Below are 24,447 nucleotides of genomic sequence, written 5' to 3'. Positions count from 1 at the left end.
GGCCGCCTTCCTTTCCGGCGGTCGGTGCCTATATCCCTGGTGTCTTCGGTGCAAGCCTGAACCACCCTGGCAGGCCTGCCGTCTGGCATATGTGGTTGCGCTGGGAAGACTAGCGCCCCGGCTCAAGTCCGGCTAAGCCTCCCGGCCATAACCGATAGAGATTGGGAAATGCCCGATAGCATTCAGGAAGTCTTGCAGGCCTTTGCCCGGGGCGAGCTCGTCGTCGTCACCGATGATGAGGATCGCGAGGGCGAGGGCGATCTGATCGTCGCTGCCTCGCTCTGCACCGCCGAGAAGATGGCGTTCATCATCCGCCACACCTCCGGCATCGTCTGCGCGCCCGTGACCACGGAGGACGCGCGCCGCCTGCGGCTCGACCCGATGGTCGCCCACAACGATTCCGCGCACACCACGGCATTCACGGTCTCGATCGACTACAAGCCCGACGGCGGCACCGGCATCTCCGCCGAGGAGCGCGCCTCGTGCTGCCGGGCGCTGTCCAATCCCAATGTCGGCGCCAACGACTTCGCCCGCCCGGGCCACATCTTCCCGCTGATCGCCAAGGATGGCGGCGTGCTGCTGCGCTCCGGCCATACCGAGGCCGCGGTCGACCTCTGCAAGCTCTCCGGCCTGCCGCCGGTCGGCGTCATCAGCGAGCTCATGAACGACGACGGCAGCGTGATGAAGGGCGAGCAAGTCGCCCGCTTCGCCGCCGAGCACAAGCTCAAGCACGTCACCATCGCGGACATGATCGCTTACCGCCAGGGGCGCGAGAAGCTGATCGAGCGGGTCTCGACCTTCGTCACCGAGAGCCCGATCGGGCCCTTGCAGGGCTATGCCTATCGCTCGCCGTTCGATTCCATCGCCCACGTCGCCTTCGTCTACAATGGCGTCGGTGACGGCAAGAACGTGCTGACGCGCTTTCACAAGCCGAACATCGTCAAGGACGCTTTCACCGGCCACAAGCGCATGGCGGCGGTGCTCGAGCATTTCAAGAAATCCGGCCGAGGCGTGCTGGTCTACCTGCGTGATGGCGCAGCCGGTGTGCCCGTGGAGCCGCTGCCGGACGAGACGTCCACGGAAGCCGACCGCAACCGCCAGTGGCGCGAGGTCGGCGTTGGCGCGCAGATCCTGCGCGATCTTGGCGTCACCTCGATCCGGCACCTCACCTCTTCGGTGCACGACTACAAAGGCCTGTCGGGCTTCGGCATCGAGATCGTCGCCAACGAGCAGCTCGAAAGCTGACACGCAGTGTAGAGGCGAGGAGATGTTCGACGCTTCGCCTCGCCCCGGAATGACCGAAACCAGGATGCAATTGCACTTGTTGCCGCGGCGCTTTAATTTGTCGGGCAATTTATGACGGAACCAGACGCGAAAGGACGTTTCATGAGCGTGCGCCCTCAGGCCAAGGACAAGCCGGCTGCGGCTTCTTTCCAGTGGGACGATCCGTTCCTGCTCGACGAGCAGCTCACCGAAGACGAGCGCATGGTGCGCGACACCGCTCGCGCCTACGCCCAGGACAAGCTGCTGCCACGTGTCTCCCAGGCCTATCTCGAAGAGAAGACGGATCGCGAGATCTTCAACGAAATGGGTGAGCTCGGCCTGATCGGCATCACGCTGCCCGAGGAATATGGCTGTGCCAATGCGAGCTACGTCGCCTATGGCCTCGTCGCGCGCGAGATCGAGCGGGTCGATTCCGGCTATCGCTCGATGAACTCGGTGCAGTCCTCGCTGGTGATGTATCCGATCTATGCCTATGGCGACGAGAACCAGCGCAAGAAGTACCTGCCGAAGCTCGCCAGCGGCGAGTGGGTCGGCTGCTTCGGCCTGACCGAGCCCGACGCCGGCTCCGACCCGGCCGGCATGAAGACCCGCGCAGAAAAGGTTTCGGACGGCTATCGCCTCACCGGCAGCAAGATGTGGATCTCGAACGCGCCGATCGCCGATGTGTTCGTGGTCTGGGCCAAGTCGGCGGCGCACGACAACCAGATCCGCGGCTTCGTGCTGGAGAAGGGCATGAAGGGCCTCTCCGCGCCGAAGATCGGCGGCAAGCTGTCGCTTCGCGCCTCCATTACCGGCGAGGTCGTGATGGACGGTGTGGTGGTTCCCGAGGACGCGCTGCTGCCCAACGTCTCCGGCCTGAAGGGCCCGTTCGGCTGTCTCAACCGCGCCCGTTACGGCATCTCCTGGGGTGCGTTAGGGGCCGCGGAGGACTGCATGCACCGCGCCCGCCAGTATACGCTCGACCGCAAGCAGTTCGGCAAGCCGCTCGCCGCGACCCAGCTGGTGCAGAAGAAGCTCGCCGACATGGAGACCGAGATCGCGCTGGGCCTGCAGGGCTCGCTTCGTGTCGGCCGCCTGATGGACGAGGGCAAGTTCGCGCCCGAGATGATCTCGATCATGAAGCGCAACAATTGCGGCAAGGCGCTCGACATCGCCCGCACCGCCCGCGACATGCACGGCGGCAACGGCATCTCGATCGAGTATCACGTGATGCGCCACGTCCATAACCTCGAGACGGTCAACACCTATGAGGGCACCCACGACGTCCACGCCCTGATCCTGGGCCGCGCGATCACGGGCATTCAGGCGTTCTTCTAGTCGTCACGCATTCCGTGGCGGTTGTTTTGCTGAGCTGTCATCGCCCGCCTTGTGCGCAATGCGCACTGGGGCGGGCGATCCGGTATCCCAGAGACCTCGCCTTCGTCACAGGCGCCGCGGCGTACTGAATACCCCGCTTTCGCGGGGGACGACGAAGAGTGTGGCGGTACGCACAGGAAGTCCCATGTCCGACAATGACGACGTCCCGTTCAACCGCAACTTTCCGCTGAAGCCCGGAATCGTCGAGGAAGTCCGCCCCGGCGTGCGGCGCGTGCTCTGTAACAATCCGAGCCCGTTCACCTTCACCGGTACGGTCAGCTACATCGTCGGCACCGGCAATGTCGCAATCATCGACCCCGGCCCGGACGATGCGGCGCATGCGGCAGCGCTGCTCGATGCCGTGCGCGGTGAGACGGTGAGCCATATCTTCGTCACCCACACCCACCGCGACCATTCGCCGAACACCGCGCGGCTCAAGCAGGCGACCGGCGCGCTTGTTTATGCCGAAGGCCCGCACCGGGCCTCGCGCCCGCGCTTCGAGAGCGAGAAGCACAATCCGGAATCCGGCGCCGATCGCGATTTCGCGCCCGATGTCAGGATCGCCCATGGCGACGTCGTCGAAGGCGCCGGCTGGCGGATCGAGGCGGTGGCAACGCCCGGCCACACCGCAAACCATCTCGCCTTTGCCTGGCCCGAGCGAAAATTCAACTTCGTCGGTGATCACGTCATGGGCTGGTCGACATCGATCGTGGCGCCGCCCGACGGCTCGATGATCGACTATATGGAGTCGCTGGACCGCCTCGCGTCCCGCGAGGAGGACCTCTACTTCTCCGGCCATGGCCCGGAGATTCCGGACGGTCCGCGCTTCGTGCGTTTCCTGATCCGTCATCGCAAGGCGCGCGAGGCTTCGATCCTGCATCGCCTCGCCAAGGGCGAGGCCGACATCCCGACCATGGTGCGCGCGATCTATATCGGGATCGATCCCAGGCTGACGACCGCCGCTGGCTACTCCGTGCTGGCGCATCTGGAAGACCTGGTCGCACGCGGCGTGGTCGCGACGGATGGCGATCCCGTGATCGGCGGAACGTATCGGATGGCTAGCGCCTAGTGTCCCACTGTCGTTCCGGGGCGATGCGCAGCATCGAACCCGGAATCCATTCATCCACCGACGCTGCGGCCCGATGGATTCCGGGTTCGATGCTGCGGACCGCCCCGGAATGACAGCCGCTACTTCTTCACCGTCTTTGCCGGCGCCTTTGGCGGCGCGACCGGCGTCTTCTTCACCGGCTTGAGCGCATCGGCATCGGCGGCGGTGTTGAGATCATCAATGAATTTCTTGACGCGGGCAGCGTTGCTGCCGAGGTCGCTCTCGAAATAGCGCGAGGCGGAGCGGATATCGACGCGGGAATCATCGCCATCAGGCACGACCCGGATCGAGATGTCCTCGCGGAACCCCATGATCGGCGTGCGCGCCACCGCCTCGATGCGACCGATACGGCGCGGCGGCTGCGGCGCACGCTCGTCGATGACGAGCCATTTGCGCTTGGTGACGAGCTGGCGCGCGATCGCATAGGCGCGGTCAGCCGGGATCTCCAGCTCGATCGGCTCGATGTCGGGGTAAAACTGGCGCTGCTGCTCGGCCGAATAGAGACCGGCATAGACCGCGGTGTTGGTGCCATCGCCGGTGCGTATGGGCGCCAGCGCGTCGAAGCGCGGCGGGTCGATCGGGTTGGTGGTGATGTCGTGGATCGCCGGCAGCTTACGATATTGCAGGGCGAGATAGGTGGGATAGGCGAGGATCAGCGCATCGATCAGGAAAGCGAGCAGGATGCGCGCCATGCCGCGCGAGCCGTTCTGCCAGATCGCGGCAAAGCCGGCGAGCCCGAACAGGATCGAGAGGCCGGCAATCGCGAGCCCGCCGAAGAAGGCCATCAGCGCCGGTTTCATCTCCAGGAAGTCGAAGCGGACGATGATGATCGAGACCACCACCGCCACCACCGCGAACACGGCCAGATTACGCGCCCAGCTCGCGAGGCTGGACACGGGCTCCGACTGATAGGGAGCGGAAAACCTGCGGGCCATCGGGTGAGCTCTGCCGGGTGTTGCGGACGACGCCGGCCGATCTGGCGCGGCTATGCGCCGTTGAGACCACGGCCCGAGGGCAAATTCAAGGGTCGTTCACCCTACCCTGGAGGGGGAGGGTCGATCGCGCGAAGCGCGGGCGGGGTGGGGTGACGGCCTCTCAACTGAGGCGGTGCCCGTGTGGAGAGATCACCCCACCCCGTCTCACATTGCGCTTCGCTCCATGTGAGCCGACCCTCCCCCTCCAGGGGAGGGTGGCACCGTCTTACGCCGCCGCGTTCGGGAAGCGGTAATCCTTGAACTGGTCGCGCAACTCCGTCTTCAGGATCTTGCCCGTCGCGGTGTGCGGAATGCCCTCGACGAAGACGACATCGTCGGGCATCCACCACTTGGCGATCTTGCCGTCCATGAACTTCAGGATGTCCTCGCGCGTGGCCTGCTGGCCCTGCTTGAGGTGCACGATCAGGAGCGGCCGCTCATCCCATTTCGGGTGGAACACGCCGATCACGGCGGCTTCGGCCACGGCCGGATGGCCGACTGCGAGGTTTTCGAGATCGATCGAGGAGATCCACTCGCCGCCGGACTTGATCACGTCCTTGGAGCGGTCGGTGATCCGCATGTAGCCGTCCTCGTCGATGGTCGAGACGTCGCCGGTGTCGAAGAAACCTTCCTCGTCGAGGATGTTGGCGTCGAGCCGGTAATAGGCCTTGGCGACGGCTGGGCCGGCCACCTTGAGGCGGCCGAAGGTCTTGCCGTCCCAGGGCAGCTCCTTGCCGGCATCGTCGGTGATCTTCATCTGCACCGCGAACGGCGCATAGCCCTGCATCTGGAGCACGTCGAGCCTGGCGTCGCCGGTCGCGTTCTGGAACGGCGGCTTCAGCGCCGCGACGGTGCCGATCGGGCTCATCTCGGTCATCCCCCAGGCGTGACGGACGTTCGAGCCCATGTCGAGGAAGGCCTTGATCATCGAGCGCGGCATCGCCGAGCCGCCGCAGATCACCATCTTCAGGTCGGGCAGCTTCAGATTGTTGGCGGCCATGTGCTGGAGCAGCATCAGCCACACCGTCGGCACGCCCGCAGTGTGTGTCACCTTCTCGGTCGAGAGCAGTTCGTAGACCGAGGCGCCGTCGAGCTTGGCGCCGGGCATCACCAGCTTGGTGCCCTGCGAAGGCGCGGAGAAGGCGATGCCCCAGCTGTTGGCGTGGAACAGCGGCACCACCGGCAGCATCGTCTCGGAGGCGCTGGTGCCGAGCGCGTCGACATTGTTGGCCATCAGCGCGTGCAGCACGTTGGAGCGATGCGAATACAGCACACCCTTCGGGTCGCCCGTCGTGCCCGACGTGTAGCACATCGCGGCTGCCGTGTTCTCGTCAAAGTCCTTCCATTTGAATTTGCCGTCGGCCTGCGCAATCCAGTCCTCGTAGGCGACCACATTCTTCAGCGTGGTTTCCGGCATATGCGCCTTGTCGGTGAGCACGACATAGCGTTCCACGCTCGGAAGTTTGTCGGCGATCTTCTCCAGGATCGGAACGAAGGTGATGTCGGTCATCACGATGCGGTCCTGCGCATGGTTGATGATCCAGGCGATCTGCTCGGGGAAAAGGCGGGGATTGACGGTATGGCAGATGGCGCCGATCCCCATGATGCCGTACCACACCTCGAGATGGCGCCAGGTGTTCCAGGCGATCGTTGCGACACGGTCGCCGAGCTTGATGCCGTCGCGCTCCAGCATCTGCGAGACCTTGAGCGCGCGCTGGTGGATCTCGGCGTAGTTGGTGCGATGGATCGGCCCCTCGACCGAGCGTGTGACCACCTCCTGCTTGCCATGAATTCTGGCGGCGTGTTCGATGATCCGGTGGCAGAGCAGGGGCCAATCTTGCATCAAACCGAGCATTCTGACGTTCCTCCGAGAAGTCGCTGGGCGCGTTATCGCTCTCAGCCTTGGGCCAAACAATTGTGATGAGTTTTAGCCTGCCGGACTTTCGCCGCAAATGGTCTTGTCGCGGCTATATGTCCACCGGGGCGGCAATGGTTACCGCCGCGCTCGCGCTGTCGCTTGTGTTCGCCGAGAGGGCTGAGGCGCGGAAATATCCTGCGCCATGGGATATCTTCGGCCTTGGTACACCACGACCGCGCGCAGCCGTTCGTCACGCCAAGATTCCACTGCCAAAACCGCGCCCCGAACAGGCCCCCAAGGCGTCGGACGAGGGGGCGCCGGAGCCAGAAGGCAAGCCATCCGAGGACAAGCCAAGCGCCGACAAGCCCGCCGAGGCCGCGCCGCCGCCCGAGAAGCAGGCCTCGGCCTGCCGGCTGGCGCTGACCGAGGAGATCGCGATCGCGCCGTCCATTCCGGATATCCGCGGCCCCGGCGCCTGCGGCGGTGAGGATCTGGTGCGGTTAGAGGCCATCGTGCTGCCGGACAAGCGTAAGGTGGCGGTCAAGCCGGCGGCGATCCTCCGCTGCACCATGGCGTCCGCGGTCGCCGATTGGGTGCGCAAGGACATGGTGCCGCTGGCTGCGAGCCTCGGCTCGACCATCAGCGACCTCGACAATTTCGACAGCTTCGAGTGTCGCGGACGCAACCGCGTCGTCGGCGCGATGCTGTCCGAGCACGGCAAGGCCAACGCCCTCGACGTCCGCGCCATCAAGCTCGCCAACGGGCAGTCGATCGGCCTGACCGACCGCACCATGTCGCGCGAGGTGCGCGAGCGTGTGCTGCATTCGGTGTGCGCGCGCTTCTCCACCGTGCTCGGCCCGGGCTCGGACTGGTACCACGAGGACCACATCCATCTCGATTTGGCGCAGCGGCGCAATGACTACCGGATCTGCCAGTGGAACGTCTGGGATCCGCTGCCGCAGGTCGCCCCGCTGTTGCCGGCGGAGCGCCCCGAGGAGGCACCGCCGCGCGAGGTCGCGGCCAAGCCCGACGGCAAGGAGGACGCCGACGAAGGGGCGGCGGAGAATCCCCCTGCGCCTGCGGACAAGCCGTCTGCTGATGGCAACAAAACCCGGTCGCACAAGCCGGCAACAAAAAAGCGCCGGTAAGACCGGCGCTTTTGGATGTCAGAGATCAGGACGCGATCAGTAGCTGCCGGCTTGGCCGGTTTGGCTGCTGCCGAGCGCCAGGCGCGAATTATACGGCGAGTCGCCATGCTTCGGCTCGAGCACCACGACGATGGTGCCGACCTTGACGCGATTGTAGAGGTCGATCGCGTCCTCGTTGGTCAGGCGGATGCAGCCCGACGAGATCGAGGCGCCGATATATTCCGGCTGGTTGGTACCGTGGATGCGGAACAGCGTGTCCTTGCCGCCCGAGTAGAGGTACATGGCGCGGGAACCCATCGGATTGTCCGGACCCGGCGCGACATAAGTCGGCACGCCCAGGCGCGAAATCTCGCCCGGCGTCGGATGCCAGGCCGGCCATTCGGTCATGCTGCCAACCTTGGCAATGCCGGACCAGGCCATGGCCTCTTCGCCGACGGTGATGCCGTAGCGGATCGCCTTGCCGCCCTCCAGCACGTAATAGAGATAGTGGTTGTCGGAATCGACCACGATCGAGCCCGGCGATTCCTTGCGGTGATACTCAACGATGGCGCGGCGGAACGGCTCTGCGACCGGGGTATTCTCATACCGGACTTTAGCAAGGAGTTCCTTGTCCTTCGGCTTGAAGGCTTTGGTGTCGGTCGCCTCATAATGCGTGGCCTGCATGCAGCCCGACAGCATCAGGCCGGCGGCCAAGATCCCCAATTTAACTTTCAGCGACGACATGGTTTGTGGTTCCAATCGAAACAATACCGTGCGGAAGGCCTGAGCTTAGCGCCCAAGTTCCTCGACTCCGTTAATCCCATTATCGTTGAAATCTGCCACAATTCCAGCACTGAAGCCTTTATCCCGCGCTGCAAGACCCCAGCTGTGGCTTTTCTGCCGCAAGTTTTGCGGCGCTGTGTGGATTTTGCGGCAGGCGGCCCCGAACTGTCGATTCCGCGCCACAGTTGAGCCGCGCCCCCGCCATAAATACCAACGCTTCGTTAATCCGGTTGTCATCGTGAACTTGTCAGAATCGCGCTAAGGGCTGTCATTCTGTCGCAGGTTCTCTGGAGTTGTCATGTTTTCGGTGTTTGTTCCCTCCGAGGCCTCCCTCAAGAAGGCCGTCATCGAAGATCTCACCGCGCTGCCGGAGAGCGCGGTTTGGATCGACCTCGTCAACCCGAGCGCGGCCGAGGACAAGGCGGTGGAGCGGCTGGCGGGCATCGCCATCCCGACCCGGGAAGATATGCAGGAGATCGAGATCTCCAGCCGGCTCTATATCGAGAACGGCGCGCGCTACATGACCGCGACGCTGATGTGCCACTCCGATACCGACATGCCCCGGACCACGGCGGTGACCTTCATCCTCGGCGACCACCGCCTGGTGACGGTGCGCTACGATTTGCCGAAGCCATTCGCCCTGGTCGAGGCCAAGCTCGGTCGCTCCTGCACGCCTTCCATCACCGGCGAGATGGTGCTGATGGAACTCCTGGACGCCGTGATCGACCGCTGCGCCGACATTCTGGAGCGCTGCGGCGCCGAGATCGACCAGGTCTCGCACGACATCTTCGAGCCCGAGAGTGAGCGCCACGGCCACGCCAAGCAATATTCCCAGATCCTGATCTCGATCGGCCGCAAGGGCGATCTGACATCGAAGGTTCGGGAGAGCCTGGTGTCGATCGGCCGCGTCGTGACCTTCCTGTCCGCAGTGGTCGAAGGCGTGAAATGGTCGAAGGACATGCGCGAGCAGCTCAAGACCATGCAGCGCGATGTGGCCTCGCTGACCGATCACGCATCCTATCTCTCCAACAAGATCACCTTCGTGCTCGACGCCATGCTCGGCGTCGTCAATCTCGAGCAGAACAACATCATCAAGCTATTCTCGGTCATGGCTGTTGTCCTGATGCCGCCGACGCTGATCGCCTCGATCTACGGCATGAACTTCAAGGTGATGCCGGAACTCGAATGGATCCACGGCTATCCGATGGCGCTGGTGATGATGCTGGTGGCAGCGATCGTCCCGTACTGGATCTTCAAGTGGAAGAAGTGGCTCTGATCTCCCGCGCTCTCGGAAGATACCTACCGAGACCTTACGCGGTTCGCAAAGACACGGTCGATCGTGTCGCAGAATAGAGCGGGATTGAGGCGCTGCCGTGATGTGTGCTCTGTGCCCCAATTCCTCCGGTAAAATTTGAGCGGTGGGCTGAACGTTTGCGCGAAACTTGTCTGCGATAAGCAGCGTGTTAGCCGCGAGGAACAGCCATGGTTGAAAAACACATAACGACGCCCCGCAACGTCATCGATCTGGCGAACTATCGTCAGGCCGTGACAAGCGGCAAGGCGCCGTCGTTGTCGGCACGCCTGTGCCGGCACTGTGGTGCTCCGCTGCTCGACGGCGAAAACGACGACGACTGCTCGACTGCATTGAACGCCGCCGCTCCGCGGCTGCGTGAACGGTCGCGTCGGATTCGACTCGATTGAGGAACGGAAGGTAAGGGCGATCCAGGTCTTGCGGCGGCGTTGTCTGGATCGCCTAGCTTCCGTCTTTCGGCAAATCAGCTAGCGCTTCACGATATGCGCCGTCGAGACGATGGTCTCGGCGATGGCGCCGTCACGGCTGAAAGAGACGAGATGCTTTAAGACATCGCGCAGCATAGCCTCGACATTCTCGCCCAAAGCATCCGGTGATGACGACGAATAAGTGAGAGTGCGTTGCGCCAAGTCGTACAGGCCGACCAGATGGCTGGTTTCGACTGTCTTCCTCCCAGAGCTTTGCCGGTGACCAGCGGCGGCGGATCTCGTTGTAGCCATCAAGCCAGGAGTTGCGGCCATCGGCGGCCGAGAACGAGGCGCAGATCGCGAGCGCGCCGTCACCGTGCGATCCCAACCGTGTTGTCAAGATGCCTGCTCGGAAATATTCCTCTTTACCGAAATTCGGATTTGTCGTATGTGTCGTCCATCCCGGCCCATCCTTGAGGGGCGATCATGTGGTCGTCATGTTTCGCGAGCCGGGCTTGCGGTGGACGCAGCAGCGTCGGGCGCGAACAGCCAGGGCAGGGCGGATTGCTCTCCGTGAGCCCAGGGCTTCGTGCGGACGGACGGCGCTGTCAGGTTCGTCTCGCCTGTAAGTTTCCGGCTCCGTCGACAGGGCTGGGAAAACTGCGGCGAAATGGCGGGCCGTGCGTACGGCAAAACCGTGTGGTCCTGGCCGTCGTTGCTACGGTCAAGCTCTTGCGGATGCGGCAATCGCGTCAACCGGCGCGGTGCCGGTGACTTTCGCAGGCGTGAGGGAGGCCAGAAGGAACTCGGCTCCCGGGAGAGCGCGGCATACGCCGTCCGACCATCGCGCAGGGAAGGCCGAGTGATTGGCTACACCTGTATGCTGCTGTGCGGTTCTTCCTGCGTGTGCTTTTCGCGCAGCGGACCGCGGGTGCCAGGTCAGCACCCGGCCTTCCCTGCGCCCTCTTGGCTTCGAGGGTGGAGAGATGAAGCAAAGCTCGGGCGAAAGACGCCGCGAGAATGCGAACGCGTGTCTGAGAGGCGGGTTGGTTGCCGACGAGATCGCCCATTGCTCCGTCATTGCCGCGCAGCGACGAGAGCGGATCAAACGTGCTGGCCGCCGTTGATGTGGATCTCGGCGCCGTTGACGTAGGAGCTCGTGTCCGTGCACAGCACGTAGATGATCTTGGCGACCTCGTCGGGCGTGCCGAGGCGATGCATCGGGATTTGCTGCTCGACGATCTTCTCGGTGCCGGGCGAGAGGATCGAGGTGTCGATCTCGCCGGGCGCGATCGCGTTGACGCGCACGCCGATGCGGCCGAAGTCGGAAGCCATTTCGCGCGTCAGCGCGGCGAGCGCGGCTTTGGACGTCGCGTAGGCGGCGCCCGCGAAGGGATGCACGCGCGAGCCTGCGATCGAGGTGACGTTCACGACCGATCCCCTGGCCGCCTTCAATTCCTCGATCAGCCCGCGCGCCATCATGATCGGCGCGAAGAAGTTGACGTTGAAGACATGCGTCCAGGTGTCGAGATCGGTGTCGACCGAGCCGAGCCGCGCGCCGCCCGCGCCCTTCGGCGAGATCGCGGCGTTGTTGACCAGCGCATGCAGCGTGCCGCCCTCGAGCCGGCGGCGGATCTCGGAGATCGCGCGCGCCGTATCCACGGGATCGCCGAGGTCGACCTGGATATGGTCCTCGGGGCCTGCATCCCACGGGCAGTCCTCCGGGAAGGCATGCCGTGAGCAGGTGATGACGCGCCAGCCGGCCGAGGAGAAACGGATCACGGTGGCGTGGCCGATGCCGCGGCTGGCTCCGGTCAGGAGCAGCGTACGACGCGGCACATTGGACGAATGCGGCATGGACATCTTTCAGGTCGGCCCACAAGGCTCAAGGATACATCCGCGTCTTGGACCACTTCTGGCCGGCCGCGTCACGGCGAAATTCGATGCGGTCGTGCAGGCGGAATGGGCGGTCGTGCCAGAACTCGATGCGCACCGGCGTGATGCGCCAGCCGCTCCAGCCCGGCGGCCGCGGCACCTCGCCGATGACGTATTTGGCCGCGACTTTGGCGATGGCCTGCTCGAAGGCGAAGCGGCTCTCCAGCGCCTCGGATTGCTTGCTCGCCCAGGCGCCGATCTGGGCCTGCTTGGGGCGGGTGGCGAAATAGGCATCGGCCTCGGCGTCGGTCACCGGCGTCACGTTGCCGCGGATGCGGACCTGACGGCGCAGCGACTTCCAGTGAAAAAGTAATGCTGCCTTAGGATTTGCGGCGAGTTCGCGGCCCTTCTGGCTGGCGATGTGGCTGTAGAAGACGAAACCCTCGGTATCGAAACCCTTCATCAGCACCATGCGCACGTCCGGAAGCCCGTCCGGGTCGACGGTCGCGAGCGCCATTGCGTTCGGATCGTTCGGCTCGCTCTTGATCGCCTCGTTCAGCCAGGACTCGAACAACGCAAATGGCTCGTCGGCGGCGGTGAAATCACCGGATGTTAAGGGTGTCTGGTGTTTCATCGATGTCGTGTCGGTCATGTCTGGAGTCCGAGTTGCGTCCCGCGGCCCAAAACGCGCTATTGTCCGCTACCGCCCTATATAGGGCATGGGGACGCGTTGGCCTATCGGTGATCCGTCCGTCCGGCTTCGTCATGACGATGATTCTAATCGGGCTTGGTGCCGGCGGTTGCAGCTTTTCGCGCAACGACAGCAGTGCCTATGCCAAGGCCGACGACAGCGACCTGACCGGATCGATCGCGCGGCCGGCGAAGGACGCCCCGCCGACCGAGACCGATCTCGCCTTCGCCCGCAACGCCGCCTCCGACGTCCTCAGCAAGGGCGACAAGGATTCCAGCCAGCACTGGGAGAATCCGGAGACCGGGGCGCGGGGCTCGGTCACCCCGATCGCCCAATCCTATGCCGCGGAGGACGGCCGCAAGTGCCGCGACTTTCTGGCGAGCTACGTCAACGGCAATACCGAAAGCTGGCTCCAGGGCGCCGGCTGCCAAAGCAGCCGTGGCCGTTGGGAGATTCATACGCTAAAGCCGTGGCGGAGCTAGGATCCGGCGGGCCCTAGTTGCAAAAATGCCACTCTCTCCCCACATGATCCGCAGGTGGGGCGGGGAGCCCTTTGAACAATTCGATTCCGTGAAGGAGACGTGACGGATGCGCGACCCCTATGAGGTCTTGGGGGTGCCGCGGAGCGCCAACGCTGCCGCCATCAAGAGCGCCTATCGCAAGCTTGCCAAGAAGCATCATCCCGACAGCAACAAGGGTGACCCGAAGGCCGCCGAGCGCTTCGCCGAGATCAACTCGGCCAACGAGATTCTCGGCGACGAGGACAAGCGCAAGCAGTTCGACCGCGGCGAGATCGACGCCGAGGGCAAGCCGCGCTTCCAGGGCTTTCCGGGGGGCGGCGGGCCGCGCGGGCGCGCGGGCCCCGGCGGGTTCGAGAGCTATACGTTCCGGAGCGGCGGTGCGGGTGCCAGCCCGGGCGGCGGCGCGTTCGAGGATATCCTCAACAGCATGTTCGGCGGTGGGATGCGTGGCGCGCGGCCCGGGGCCGGCGGCGGCGCCCAGTTCGACTTCGACACCGGCGGGATCGGGCTCGATCTCGACGTGAACGTTGCCATGTCCGTCTCTCTGGAAGAGGCGGTCAAGGGCGGCGAGAAACGCGTCCGGCTGCCCACGGGCAAGGAGCTGAACGTCAAGATTCCGGCCGGCGTCGCCGAAGGCCAGCAGATCCGGCTGAGGGGCCAGGGCGAGAGTGCGCAGGGCCATCCGCCCGGCGATCTCCTGATCACCATCAACATCGCGCCCCACCCCCACTTCAAGGTCGAGGGCACGGACTTGCGGATCGATCTGCCGGTCACGCTCTATGAGGCGGTGCTCGGCGGCAAGGTCCGCGTCCCCACCCTCGGCAATGCTGTGGAGCTCTCGGTCCCTAAAAACACATCCAGCGGCCGAACCTTCCGCCTCAAGGGCAAGGGGCTGCCGAAGGCCGGCGGAGCCGGAGACCTCTTCGTCGTCATCAGGATTATGCTACCGGACGGGAACGATGCCGAGCTTGAGACATTGATGGAAAAGTGGCGGGACCAACATCCCTACAATCCGCGTAGCGGGCTCGGCTAAGGCGCTATCCGAGGCCGCCTCGACGATCGGAGCATTCTCTTCCCGAAAGGATGATGCTCAACATGCGCCTGAAGCGCGGTCGCGCTTCAACGCTGACGTTTGAGGCGCGTCGACTATCCGGCGGGGCAGCCGATAAGAAGGTGCGGCCTCGAGAGGGGGACCAGCGCGGTACCAAAAACCCCAATCGAGGCCGCCTGCGTCGATCGGCGGATCGAACGCTGCTCATTTTCGCGTGATCATCCGGTGCGATTCTGAGACGCGCCGATGTCCTGATTCCAAATTTTCGATGTCGGAATCGAGGCATCGCGCTTGCAGGGGTTGTCTAGGTGCCGTGCTTCTCTGCCTGGTCGTAAACGGCCTGCGCCACCTTGGTCAGCCGGTCGCGGTCGGCGCCGCCGCTGACAACGTAACCGACGCCGCGCTCGGCCCAGAACAGCGCCCCGTCCTTGTCCGTTTTGGCGTAGCGCATCTGCGTCGCACCATTCTCGGTCTTGGCGGTGTAGATCGTGTACCGCTCGCCCGAGGCGCCCTCATACATCAGGAACGACGCCGGACCTTTCGGCCCCGGCAAGAGCCGGCCGCCGACGAGCTTCAGCCCGCTCGCCTCCAGGTTTGGCGCGAACACGGTCCAGCCGCAGCGCCGGGTCAGCCAGGCCTGGAGATGGTCGCGCTCGTTGCCCCCGACCTCGACGGGGTGGCGGACCTCGACGACATAGAGGCGGTGGGCGTCGAGCGCGTCGGCTGTGAAGCTCTGGAAGGTCGAGGGCGCGTTGGCGGCACCATGCGCGACCCAGCCGGCCGTGCCGCCGGCGACGAAAGCAACCAGCACAGCCGCGGCGGCGCCATAGAGCCATTGCCGGGGGCGTCGCTCCAGCCGCTCGAGCTCCAGCCGTGCCGGCACCGGCTCCTGGGCGACGGCGTCGTAGCGGGCGTGCAGCATCTCAGCCATGGCGCGCCAGGATTGCACACGCTCGGCCTCGTCAGGATGGGCGGCAAGCCAGGCCTCGACGTCGGCGCGACGTTCGGCCGGCAGCTCGCCGTCGACATAGGCGTGCAGCTCGTCTTCGGTGATCGGAATGTTGCGGTCGTTCATATCGGTCGTCTCTGGCTCTGCGGCCCAAAATGTCCTTCGTGGCTTAACGTCGCCCGCTCCATCGGCATGTGGGCGGACAACACGCAATGCATCAGCCCTGCCATCATTTCACCCGCCTGAGCGCCGGGCGCGCGCCCTCCAGCGAGGCTTTGACGTGGGCGCGGGCGCGCGCCAGGCGCGACATCACGGTGCCGATCGGCACGCCCTGAATGTCGGCGACCTCGCGATAGCTCATGCCCTCCAGCATCACCAGCAGCAGCACCGAACGCTGCTCCTCGACCAGCGTCGCCAGCGCCTTCTCGATGTCGCGCCCTTCGGCCTCGGTCCCGCTGGCATCCGGGTTGTTCTCCGTCAGCGGCATGAATTGCGGCCGCCTAGCCAGTGAGCGCCGCCGGTTCTTGTTGAGGTTGGTCAGGATCGTGTAGAGCCAGCTCCTGACGTCGCCCCCGAGGAACAGACGCTCAGAACGCAGCGCGCGTACCAACGTATCCTGTACCAGATCGTCGGCCGCATCCGCATCGCGCGTGAGTGCGCGGGCATAGCGGCGCAACGCCGGGATCATGGTTTCCACACTCTGGCGAAACGCATTCATTGCGGTTTTCACGTCCCGGTATTCGGCGCGAGCGCCACAACGATCATAACACCCGAATGAAACGGCTATTCCGGTGCTCGAAACAGCGTTAACGCCGCGTATTAGGACTGTACCGCGAAGGAGGGCTGGTGTACCTCCAGACCTTAACCCGCTCGATGGGACGTTGAAAAAATGGCGCAGAATTCAGGTCTGATGCAGGGCAAACGGGGCGTGATCCTCGGCGTTGCCAACAACCGATCGATCGCCTGGGGCATCGCCAAGGCATGCCGCGCGGCCGGTGCCGAGCTCGCCTTCACCTATCAGGGCGATGCGCTGAAGAAGCGTGTCGAGCCGCTCGCCGCGGAGGTCGGCGGTCTCGTGCTCGGCCATTGCGACGTCACGGATGCCGCGACCATCGACGCCGCCTTCGCGGTGCTGAAGGAGAAGTGGGGTAAGATCGACTTCCTGGTGCACGCGATCGCCTATGGCGAGCAGCTCGACGGCCGCTACGTCGACACCACGCAGGAGAACTTCTCGAAGTCGATGCTGATCTCCTGCTACTCGTTCACCGCGGTGGCGCAGCGCGCCGAGAAGCTGATGACCGACGGCGGCTCGCTCATCACGCTCAGCTATTACGGCGCCGAGAAATGGATGCCGCATTACAACGTCATGGGCGTGGCGAAAGCCGCGCTGGAAGCCAGCGTGCGCTATCTCGCCGCCGATCTCGGCGAGAAGAACATCCGCGTCAACGCGATCTCGGCAGGTCCGATCAAGACGCTCGCCGCCTCGGGCATCGGCGATTTCCGCTATATCCTGAAGTGGAACGAATACAACGCGCCGATGCGTCGCAACGTGTCGACCGAAGACGTCGGCGGCAGCGCGCTGTATTTCCTCTCCGACTTGTCGCGCGGCGTGACCGGCGAGGTGCACCACGTCGATTCCGGCTATCACGTGCTCGGCATGAAGCGCCCGGACGCGCCGGATATCTCACTCGGCGGGTAGAGCATGATCCGGAAAAGTGGGAACCGGTTTTCCGGTAAGATCATGCTCGAACAAGAAGACTAGCCTTCGAAACCGCATGCCCGTGCCCACGATCTACTTCCTGCGCCACGGCGAGACCGAGTGGAACGCGCTCGGGCGGCTCCAGGGCGCCCAGGACATTCCGCTGAATGCACGCGGCCGCGGGCAGGCCGTGCACGCGGCCGGGGTTCTGGCCGATCTGTTCAGGCGCGACAGCAAGGACAAGGCGGCGCTGCCCTACGTGTCGAGCCCGCTCGGGCGTGCGCGCCAGACCATGGAACTGGTGCGCCGCAAGCTTGAACTGCCGCTTGCCGATTATTCGCTCGACGACCGCCTGCGGGAGATCGGCTACGGCACCTGGGAGGGGCTGACACTGGCCGAAAGCGAGGCCTCCGATCCCGAGGTCTATGCAAGGCGCCTCGCCGACAAATGGACGGTCGCGCCAATCGGCGGCGAGACCTATGCGGCCGTGCAGCTACGCATGCTCGATTGGTACGAGTCGCTTCTGGTCGATACCGTCGCGGTCGCCCATGGCGGCACCTGCCGGGCCCTGATGGTGGCTTTGGGCATCGAGACCCCCGCCGGTGCCGCCGAGCTCTATATCGAGCAAGGCGCCGTCTACGTGTTCCGCGACCGCCGGCTGGAAAAGTTTAGTTAGCCTGGAACGCGGTCATTGCGGGTTCGATGCTTCGCATCGCCCCGGAATGACCGAGTGTGTGTTTGACCCGGGTGTTCCCCCGCGTTACCACCACAAGTCAGAACTGACTGACGAGTAGAGACGGATGTCCTTCAACACCTTCGGCCACATGTTCCGCGTCACCACCTTCGGCGAGAGCCACGGCGTGGCGATCGGCTGCGTGGTCGACGGCTGTCCGCCCATGATCCCGCTCACCGAGGCCGACATCCAGGGCGATCTCGACCGCCGTCGGCCCGGCCAGTCGCGCTTCACCACCCAGCGCCAGGAGCCGGACCAGGTGAAAATCCTGTCCGGCGTGATGGCGCATCCGGAGACCGGCGTGCAGGTGACGACGGGCACCCCGATCGGGCTCCTGATCGAGAACACCGACCAGCGCTCGAAGGACTATTCCGAGATCAAGGACAAGTTTCGCCCCGGTCATGCCGACTTCACCTATGAGGCGAAGTACGGCCTGCGCGACTATCGCGGCGGCGGGCGCTCCTCGGCGCGCGAGACCGCCACGCGCGTTGCCGCCGGCGCGATCGCGCGAAAAGTGCTGCCCGACGTCAAGGTGCGCGGCGCACTGGTGCAGATCGGCCCGCACAAGATCGACCGCGCCAAATGGGACTGGGACGAGATCGGGAAAAATCCATTCTTCTGTCCCGACAAGGACAAAGCTGCGTTCTTCGAGACCTATCTCGACGGCATCCGCAAGAGCGGCTCCTCGATCGGTGCGGTGATCGAAATCGTCGCCGAAGGCGTGCCAGCGGGCCTTGGCGCGCCGATCTACGCCAAGCTCGATTCCGATCTGGCGGCCGCGATGATGACCATCAACGCGGTGAAGGGCGTCGAGATCGGCGCCGGATTTGGCGCGGCCGAATTGACCGGCGAAGAGAACGCCGACGAGATGCGCACCGGCAATGACGGCACGCGCTTTCTCTCCAACCATGCCGGCGGCGTTCTGGGCGGCATCTCCACCGGACAGCCGGTGGTGGTGCGTTTTGCGGTGAAGCCGACCTCATCGATCCTCCAGCCGCGCCGCACCGTCGATCGCAAGGGCACTGATACCGAGATCGTCACGAAGGGCCGCCATGACCCCTGCGTCGGCATCCGCGCCGTCCCCGTCGGTGAGGCCATGATGGCCTGCGTGCTGGCCGATCACTTCCTGCGCGATCGCGGGCAGGTGGGACGCTAGTTTTTTCACCTCTCCCGCGGGGAGAGGTGAGCACACCGCCGATAACGCGCCCTGTCGCGGTACTAGCCCACCGCGCAGCTTGACGGGCCCACAACTTCGTCCGCAAATGCGGGCATGAATAGCTCCGAGCTCCAGCGCATCTGCAACTGGCTGATCGGCGGTGCCTGGTCGTCGCTAGAGCCGGCCGAGATGATCGCCGATTTCTGCGAACGTCTGGTCGCGGCCGGCCTGCCGCTGTGGCGGTTCGGCATCTTCATCCGCACGCTGCATCCGGAAATCTTCGGCCGCAATTTCATCTGGCGGCAGGGTGGGGAGGTCGAAATCGGCAGCGTCGATTTCGAGATCCTGGAGACGCCCGAATTCGCCCGCAGCCCGCTCCGCATCGTGTTCGAGCAGGGGGTGGAGGTCAGGGGACGCGCGAGCGATCCCGACAGCAAGCGATTTCCGTTCCTCGACGACATGCGCGCCGAAGGCGCGACCGACTATATTGCCGTGCCGGTGCCTTTTCTCGATGGCTCCATCCACGCCACGAGCTGGATCACGCAGCATCCCGATGGGTTCAGCGACGACGACATCGCGGCGATCCGAAGCATCATAGCGCCGCTCGCGCGCGTCAGCGAGATCATCAGCCTGCGCCGCACCGCCGAGATGCTGCTCGACACCTATGTCGGCAACCGCGCCGGCGCACGCATTCTCGGCGGCCAGATCCGCCGTGGCCACACCGACACCATGCAGGCGGTGATCTGGCTCTCGGACCTGCGCGGCTTCACCGCGCTGTCGGACCGGCTGCCGGCCGAGACGGTGGTGGCAATCCTCAACCATTATTTCGACTGCCAGGTCACCGCGATCAGGGGTCATGGCGGCGAGGTGCTGAAATTCATGGGCGACGGCCTGCTCGCAGTGTTTCCGATCGATGAATATGTTGGCGATGCCGCCCATGTCTGCGCGCGCGTGCTGGAGGCGGCGCGTGAATCGCGCGCCAGCGTGGAGCAACTCGCGTTTCCGGTCGGCGATGTCGTCGAGCGCTTCCGCTTTGGCGTCGCGCTGCACATCGGCAACATCCTCTACGGCAATATCGGGGGCGGTAACCGGCTGGACTTCACCTGCATCGGCCCCGCCGTCAATCTCGCGGCCCGGCTGGAGAAGATCACGGGGCGGCTGGGGCGGACCGTCGTCGCCTCGGAAGGTTTTGCCAATGTCTGCCACCACAACTGGCACGAACTCGGCGAATTTCCGATCGCAGGATTTTCCAAGGCACAGCGCGTGTACGGGCTGGCGGAAGAAACGCACGCGATGGCCGGCTGAGCCTTATTCCTCCGGCTCGGTCGTGAACAGCAGCGGATAGCCCTTGGCACGGCCGGCATCGGTGGCACGCGTCGCCTTGGTCTCGGCGACGTCCTTGGTGAACACGGCGACGACGCAGGTGCCCAGCTTGTGCGCGGTGATCATCACCTTGTAGGCCTGATCCTCCGTCATGCGGAATTCGGCCTTGAGCACCATGGTGACGAATTCGCGGGGCGTGTAGTCATCGTTGATCAGGATGACCTTGTGCAGCCGCGGCCGCTCGACCTTGGTCTTCGTCCTGGTTTTCGGTGTGGTAACGGTATCGTTCATTCCGCCTCCCGGACACGGCGGCTCGGGTTCCTGCCGGAGCGATCAGCTCGTGGCCTTCGCACCATATTGCAGGACCTGCACCTTCTCCAAGGTGATCAGGCCGCTCGACATCATGCCATCAAGGATGGGCAGGAATGCGTTGATGTTGTCCTCGCTGTCGACGATCTCGATCAGCAGCGGCAGGTCTTCGGAAAGTCGCAGGATCTTCGAAGTGTGGAGCCGGCTCGATTTGCCGAAGCCCATCGGACCGCGCAGCACGGTGGCGCCGGCGAGGTGCCGCTCGCGTGCCGTCATCACGATCGCTTCATAGAGCGGCTTGCCGTCGAAATGGTCGCTCTCGCCGATGAAGATCCGGAGCAAAACGGCCTGAGCGGGGATTTGCATGGTCAACTCCTTGTCAAGCGGTTGTAGCGGCTCGCCATCATATGCCCGAGCCACGCCGACACCAGCCAGCAGATGACGGACGCTGCGACATAGGCAAGTGCCGTGTACTTCATGCCGCCGTCGAGCAGGCGAAAGGTCTCCAGGCTGAAGGTCGAGAACGTGGTGTAGCCACCGCAGAACCCGGTCATGACGAACTGCCGGTGCTCAGGACGCGCCAGCATGCGGCCGTCGGGGCCGGTCAGCGTCGCGTAGAAGCCGATGATCAGCGATCCCGTGGCGTTGATGAACAGTGTAGCGAAGGGAAAGCCCGGTCCGGTGTCGAGCGCGAGACCGACCAGATAACGGGTCAGTCCGCCGACGATGCTGCCGGCGGCAACCCAGGCGTAGAGTATCGCGCTACGCCAGCGCTCGGCGGAGGAGGGGACGGCCATGCGCTTCTATCCTCCAAGCCTGTCCGCGAGGAGGAAGCCGCAACTGACGGCCGCAAGGCACAGCCCGACCGAGAGCACGACATTGCCGAGTGCAGAGAGCGGCTCGCCGCTCCGCGCCAGCGTCAGGGTTTGCAGGCTGAATGAGGACACCGTGGTGTAGCAGCCGAGAAAACCGGTCACCGCGAACAGCCAGGGGGTGGGCGCGGCGAAGGCCGAGCCGGGATGGGTCGCGAGCGCGCCGAAAATGCCGATCAGGAAGGCGCCGGTGACGTTGATGGTCATGGTGCCCCACGGAAACGTCTCGCCCAACCGCCGCGCGATCGCGCCGGACACGAAATAGCGCGCACAGCCGCCAAGCATGCTACCCATCATGATCGCAAGCACCCCACTCAGCACGACGAAAAACTCCCCGTCATCATTTTTGCTCTGCTGCCAGACCGTTGCCGACGGCAAGCAGCCCCATGAGCGAGATCAGCGCAAAGCCGAGCCCCGCCAGGAACGTGCCTGCCGGACCATAGGCATCCCACAACGCGCCGGCGATCACGCTCGCCGCCAGCAGGGCCAGACCCGTGAATAGGTTGAAATAGCCGAATGCGGTGCCGCGCAGGCTCGGCGGCGCGGCATCGGCGACGAGCGCCGAGAGCAGGCCTTGCGTCAGCCCCATATGCAGCCCCCACAGCACGACGCCGAGCGCGAGGCCTGCAAGGCTCGGGAGCAGTGCCAGCGCGAGGTCGGCGCCGGCGAGGAAGATCAGACCGAGCGCGAGCAGGCCGGTCCGGTTGATTCGATCCGACAGCACGCCGGCGGGATAGGCCGACAGCGCATAAGTGACGTTCATCAGCACCAGCACCGCCGGCACCCACATCGGGTTGAGCCCGATGTTCTGCGCGCGCAGGATCAGGAAGGCCTCGCTGAAGCGCGCGAGCGTGAACACGACACCGACCGCGACGACGCGCCAGTAGACCGCCCCAAGCTGCCGCATCGCGGCAAGATTGAGCGGGTTCGTTGCAGGTTTGCGGTTCGGATCCGGCTCCGGCTCGTGCACGGCGAAGGCGATCAGGCCGAAGGACAGAAAGGCCGGCAGCACCGCCACCCAGAACACGATCGTAAAATTGTCAGCCGTCCACCACATCATGCCGATGGCCGCGAGCGGCCCGACGAAGGCGCCGATGGTGTCGAGCGATTGCCGCAGGCCAAAGCTCGCGCCGCGCAGACCGATGGGCGCGATGTCGGCGATCAGCGCATCGCGCGGCGCGCCGCGAATGCCCTTGCCGACGCGGTCGATGAAGCGCGCCGCCAACAGCCATCCGACGCTCGGGGCGAGCGGAAACAGCGGCTTGGTGAAGGCGGCGAGCCCGTAGCCGAGCGCGGCGAGCAGCTTGCGGCGGCCGAGCCAATCCGACAACGCGCCGGAGAAGATCTTTGTGATCGAGGCGGTCGCCTCGGCAATGCCCTCGATGAAGCCGACCGTGAGCGTGGAGGCCCCGAGCGCGGTGACGAGATAGACCGGCAGCAGCGCATGGATCATCTCGGAGGAGATGTCCATCAGCATCGAGACGAAGCCGAGCACCCAGATTCCCCTGGGCAGCGAGGCGCGCGCAGCATTCGGTGTCGTCGTGGTCACGTCTTCACTTTCTCCTGGCCTTGGCTTGACTTTCTCCTGGCCTTGGCTTGCTGGCCCAGTTTCCTGCCTTCGCCACCAGGCAACAAAAAACCCGCCATCGGCGGGTTGGTCCATGCTCCCACCAAAGGCAGAGGCTCAAAGATTGCCCCACCTCAAGCAGGAGTCATCAGCCCAGTACGATCATCGACCGCCGGGCGGTTGTCGGGGGACTCCATCCCCATCTGTGCATCCAGCCTAGCATGGAAATTGCGCCGGACAAGTGGGCCGGCCGCGCTGTCCCTAGGCGTCATTCTGCGCGCTTCGCGCGAGCTCTGGAACGACGGTGGCGGTCTCGCTGCGTGTTCCAGTCACGCGAAGCGAGGCAACACAGCGGCGATCCTAACTCGAATGTGAAGCGCAAGCGATCTTCGCACTTTGCGGCAAGGCGATTGCATGTCACCATCGCGTCATACGACGGGAGACCGCTGCGATGCGCTTGCTGTTCTCGATCGGGGCTGTGCTGGTGGCCGGCGTGCTTGCCGGAGGGGACGTCGCGGGCATCGCGGCGCCAGGGCCTAAATTTGAGCCGCCCAAATCTGAATCGTCTCAAAATCAGCCGCAGCGGCTGGCTGCCGACAAGGATGCACAGACGGTCGATGTCGAACTGATCCTCGCGGTCGACGTCTCCTACTCCATGGACATGGACGAGCTCGCGGTCCAGCGCGAAGGCTACGCGCAGGCGATCCAGTCCAAGGAATTCCTCCAGGCGCTGAAGCTCGGTCCGAACGGCCGGATCGCCGTGACCTATTTCGAGTGGGCCGCCTCCAGCGACCAGAAGATCATCATCCCCTGGCGCCTGATCGACGGCCCCGAGACCGCGGATGCGGTCGCCGCCGAGATCTTGAAGACGCCGATCCGGCGTGCCTCGCGCACCTCGATCTCCGGCGCGATCATGTTTGCGATGCCGCTGTTCGACGAGGATCCATATCGGGGCTTGCGTCGCGTGATCGACATTTCCGGCGACGGCCCCAACAACAATGGCACCCCGGTCACGGTGGCGCGCGATGCCGCGCTAGAGAAGGGCATCGTGATCAACGGTCTTCCGATCATGGTCAAGGAGCCGTCCTATTCGACTATGGATATCGACAATCTCGACTTCTACTACGAGGACTGCGTCATCGGCGGTCCCGGCTCTTTCGTCATCACGATCAAGGACCGCGACAAGTTCAAGGAAGCGATCCGCACCAAGCTGCTGATGGAGGTCGCTGGCCGCATGCCGGAGCGCCCCGTGATGCGGGTTGCGGACAAGGAGCCGCGCGTCAGTTGCATGATCGGCGAGAAGATCTGGTCGGACCGCTGGGGCCGCTGATAGCGTACCCCGTTGGGACCTTTCGCCTCATCTCGCCCGACGGTTGAATTTAACCGCTCGTTAACCGGCACATGGCCCTAATCCGGTTGTTTCAGTTCGTTTACGACTGCCGTTTTGACGTTGCTGTCGGGCGCGCGAACGAGAGCGGGTGCGTCGAACCCG

Annotated in this window: 26 protein-coding genes and 1 riboswitch; of the genes, 13 read left to right on the top strand and 13 right to left on the bottom strand. The window is 64.5% G+C overall.

Annotation, left to right across the window (positions count from 1 at the left end):
- Window positions 1-168 precede the first annotated feature (168 nt).
- The 3 genes from ribB (at window position 169) to XH85_RS33630 (ending at window position 3,709) form a co-directional block, all read left to right on the top strand.
- Window positions 169-1,245: a 3,4-dihydroxy-2-butanone-4-phosphate synthase gene (ribB, locus tag XH85_RS33640; protein WP_091892435.1), complete on the top strand. Its 1,077-nt coding sequence runs from the start codon at window positions 169-171 to the stop codon at window positions 1,243-1,245.
- 141 nt (window positions 1,246-1,386) lie between these two features.
- Window positions 1,387-2,601 carry an acyl-CoA dehydrogenase gene (locus XH85_RS33635; RefSeq protein ID WP_091892433.1) on the top strand — a complete coding sequence of 405 codons (1,215 nt, stop codon included), beginning with the start codon at window positions 1,387-1,389 and terminating at the stop codon, window positions 2,599-2,601.
- Window positions 2,602-2,785: 184 nt separating this feature from the next.
- Window positions 2,786-3,709 carry an MBL fold metallo-hydrolase gene (locus XH85_RS33630; protein WP_128935318.1) on the top strand — a complete coding sequence of 308 codons (924 nt, stop codon included), beginning with the start codon at window positions 2,786-2,788 and terminating at the stop codon, window positions 3,707-3,709.
- Between the two features lie 119 nt (window positions 3,710-3,828).
- Here XH85_RS33630 and XH85_RS33625 read toward each other — a convergent pair whose 3' ends face one another.
- A complete protein-coding gene (locus XH85_RS33625) occupies window positions 3,829-4,683 on the bottom strand; it encodes a DUF1499 domain-containing protein (protein ID WP_128935317.1) in 855 nt (284 codons plus the stop codon).
- A gap of 265 nt (window positions 4,684-4,948) precedes the next feature.
- The gene (locus XH85_RS33620; RefSeq protein ID WP_128935316.1) at window positions 4,949-6,577 is read right to left on the bottom strand and encodes a fatty-acid--CoA ligase; all 1,629 of its coding nucleotides are present in this window, start codon (window positions 6,575-6,577) and stop codon (window positions 4,949-4,951) included.
- Window positions 6,578-6,642: 65 nt separating this feature from the next.
- On the opposite strand from XH85_RS33620, the gene XH85_RS33615 reads away from it, so the two are divergent.
- Window positions 6,643-7,728, top strand: a complete 1,086-nt coding sequence (locus XH85_RS33615; protein WP_128935315.1) for an extensin family protein — start codon at window positions 6,643-6,645, stop codon at window positions 7,726-7,728.
- A 36-nt stretch (window positions 7,729-7,764) separates the two neighbouring features.
- On the opposite strand, the gene XH85_RS33610 is transcribed toward XH85_RS33615, so the two are convergent.
- On the bottom strand, window positions 7,765-8,451 hold the full coding sequence (locus XH85_RS33610) for a L,D-transpeptidase (protein ID WP_128935314.1): 687 nt from the start codon (window positions 8,449-8,451) through the stop codon (window positions 7,765-7,767).
- 337 nt (window positions 8,452-8,788) lie between these two features.
- On the opposite strand from XH85_RS33610, the gene XH85_RS33605 reads away from it, so the two are divergent.
- The gene (locus XH85_RS33605; protein WP_128935313.1) at window positions 8,789-9,766 is read left to right on the top strand and encodes a magnesium transporter CorA family protein; all 978 of its coding nucleotides are present in this window, start codon (window positions 8,789-8,791) and stop codon (window positions 9,764-9,766) included.
- Between the two features lie 206 nt (window positions 9,767-9,972).
- Window positions 9,973-10,191 (top strand): hypothetical protein, encoded by a 219-nt coding sequence (locus XH85_RS33600; protein ID WP_128935312.1) that lies wholly within the window; start codon window positions 9,973-9,975, stop codon window positions 10,189-10,191.
- Window positions 10,192-10,269: 78 nt separating this feature from the next.
- Here XH85_RS33600 and XH85_RS33595 read toward each other — a convergent pair whose 3' ends face one another.
- From XH85_RS33595 to pdxH, 3 genes are all read right to left on the bottom strand, one after another.
- Window positions 10,270-10,524, bottom strand: coding sequence for a hypothetical protein (locus XH85_RS33595; RefSeq protein WP_245473135.1), 255 nt, complete (start codon window positions 10,522-10,524; stop codon window positions 10,270-10,272).
- A gap of 789 nt (window positions 10,525-11,313) precedes the next feature.
- On the bottom strand, window positions 11,314-12,066 hold the full coding sequence (locus tag XH85_RS33585) for an SDR family NAD(P)-dependent oxidoreductase (protein WP_128935311.1): 753 nt from the start codon (window positions 12,064-12,066) through the stop codon (window positions 11,314-11,316).
- Window positions 12,067-12,094: 28 nt separating this feature from the next.
- Complete coding sequence (pdxH, locus tag XH85_RS33580) at window positions 12,095-12,736, bottom strand: pyridoxamine 5'-phosphate oxidase (protein ID WP_128935310.1); 642 nt, start codon at window positions 12,734-12,736, stop codon at window positions 12,095-12,097.
- Between the two features lie 113 nt (window positions 12,737-12,849).
- Here pdxH and XH85_RS33575 point away from each other — a divergent pair, with 113 nt between their 5' ends.
- Together XH85_RS33575 and XH85_RS33570 are read left to right on the top strand one after the other, a co-directional pair.
- Complete coding sequence (locus tag XH85_RS33575) at window positions 12,850-13,257, top strand: RT0821/Lpp0805 family surface protein (RefSeq protein WP_164934631.1); 408 nt, start codon at window positions 12,850-12,852, stop codon at window positions 13,255-13,257.
- Between the two features lie 106 nt (window positions 13,258-13,363).
- Window positions 13,364-14,329: a DnaJ C-terminal domain-containing protein gene (locus tag XH85_RS33570; RefSeq protein ID WP_128935308.1), complete on the top strand. Its 966-nt coding sequence runs from the start codon at window positions 13,364-13,366 to the stop codon at window positions 14,327-14,329.
- A gap of 322 nt (window positions 14,330-14,651) precedes the next feature.
- Here XH85_RS33570 and XH85_RS33565 read toward each other — a convergent pair whose 3' ends face one another.
- Window positions 14,652-15,422, bottom strand: coding sequence for an anti-sigma factor family protein (locus tag XH85_RS33565; RefSeq protein ID WP_128935307.1), 771 nt, complete (start codon window positions 15,420-15,422; stop codon window positions 14,652-14,654).
- Window positions 15,423-15,525: 103 nt separating this feature from the next.
- The gene (locus XH85_RS33560; RefSeq protein WP_091893603.1) at window positions 15,526-16,014 is read right to left on the bottom strand and encodes a sigma-70 family RNA polymerase sigma factor; all 489 of its coding nucleotides are present in this window, start codon (window positions 16,012-16,014) and stop codon (window positions 15,526-15,528) included.
- A 171-nt stretch (window positions 16,015-16,185) separates the two neighbouring features.
- On the opposite strand from XH85_RS33560, the gene fabI reads away from it, so the two are divergent.
- From fabI to XH85_RS33540, 4 genes are all read left to right on the top strand, one after another.
- Complete coding sequence (fabI, locus tag XH85_RS33555) at window positions 16,186-16,995, top strand: enoyl-ACP reductase FabI (RefSeq protein ID WP_128935306.1); 810 nt, start codon at window positions 16,186-16,188, stop codon at window positions 16,993-16,995.
- Between the two features lie 76 nt (window positions 16,996-17,071).
- On the top strand, window positions 17,072-17,671 hold the full coding sequence (locus XH85_RS33550; RefSeq protein ID WP_128935305.1) for a histidine phosphatase family protein: 600 nt from the start codon (window positions 17,072-17,074) through the stop codon (window positions 17,669-17,671).
- A 124-nt stretch (window positions 17,672-17,795) separates the two neighbouring features.
- A complete protein-coding gene (aroC, locus tag XH85_RS33545; RefSeq protein ID WP_128935304.1) occupies window positions 17,796-18,884 on the top strand; it encodes a chorismate synthase in 1,089 nt (362 codons plus the stop codon).
- A 114-nt stretch (window positions 18,885-18,998) separates the two neighbouring features.
- A complete protein-coding gene (locus XH85_RS33540; protein ID WP_128935303.1) occupies window positions 18,999-20,189 on the top strand; it encodes an adenylate/guanylate cyclase domain-containing protein in 1,191 nt (396 codons plus the stop codon).
- Between the two features lie 3 nt (window positions 20,190-20,192).
- Here the strand turns inward: XH85_RS33540 and clpS are convergent, their stop codons facing one another.
- From clpS to XH85_RS33515, 5 genes are read right to left on the bottom strand one after another with little or no spacing between them, the layout of a single operon-like run.
- Window positions 20,193-20,498, bottom strand: coding sequence for an ATP-dependent Clp protease adapter ClpS (gene clpS / locus XH85_RS33535; protein ID WP_091893614.1), 306 nt, complete (start codon window positions 20,496-20,498; stop codon window positions 20,193-20,195).
- A 42-nt stretch (window positions 20,499-20,540) separates the two neighbouring features.
- Window positions 20,541-20,882: a DUF190 domain-containing protein gene (locus tag XH85_RS33530; protein WP_128935302.1), complete on the bottom strand. Its 342-nt coding sequence runs from the start codon at window positions 20,880-20,882 to the stop codon at window positions 20,541-20,543.
- Window positions 20,883-20,884: 2 nt separating this feature from the next.
- Window positions 20,885-21,313: a fluoride efflux transporter CrcB gene (crcB, locus tag XH85_RS33525; protein ID WP_128935301.1), complete on the bottom strand. Its 429-nt coding sequence runs from the start codon at window positions 21,311-21,313 to the stop codon at window positions 20,885-20,887.
- Window positions 21,314-21,319: 6 nt separating this feature from the next.
- Window positions 21,320-21,709 (bottom strand): fluoride efflux transporter CrcB, encoded by a 390-nt coding sequence (gene crcB / locus XH85_RS33520; RefSeq protein WP_128935300.1) that lies wholly within the window; start codon window positions 21,707-21,709, stop codon window positions 21,320-21,322.
- Window positions 21,710-21,728: 19 nt separating this feature from the next.
- On the bottom strand, window positions 21,729-22,937 hold the full coding sequence (locus XH85_RS33515; RefSeq protein ID WP_128935299.1) for an MFS transporter: 1,209 nt from the start codon (window positions 22,935-22,937) through the stop codon (window positions 21,729-21,731).
- A 150-nt stretch (window positions 22,938-23,087) separates the two neighbouring features.
- Window positions 23,088-23,165: riboswitch (Fluoride riboswitch) on the bottom strand.
- A 241-nt stretch (window positions 23,166-23,406) separates the two neighbouring features.
- Here XH85_RS33515 and XH85_RS33510 point away from each other — a divergent pair.
- Window positions 23,407-24,285 carry a DUF1194 domain-containing protein gene (locus tag XH85_RS33510; RefSeq protein WP_128935298.1) on the top strand — a complete coding sequence of 293 codons (879 nt, stop codon included), beginning with the start codon at window positions 23,407-23,409 and terminating at the stop codon, window positions 24,283-24,285.
- Window positions 24,286-24,447 lie beyond the last annotated feature (162 nt).

The organism is Bradyrhizobium zhanjiangense, assembly GCF_004114935.1.
In the GTDB taxonomy this organism is placed as follows: domain Bacteria; phylum Pseudomonadota; class Alphaproteobacteria; order Rhizobiales; family Xanthobacteraceae; genus Bradyrhizobium; species Bradyrhizobium zhanjiangense.
This window is presented reverse-complemented; position numbering and strand designations above follow the sequence as displayed.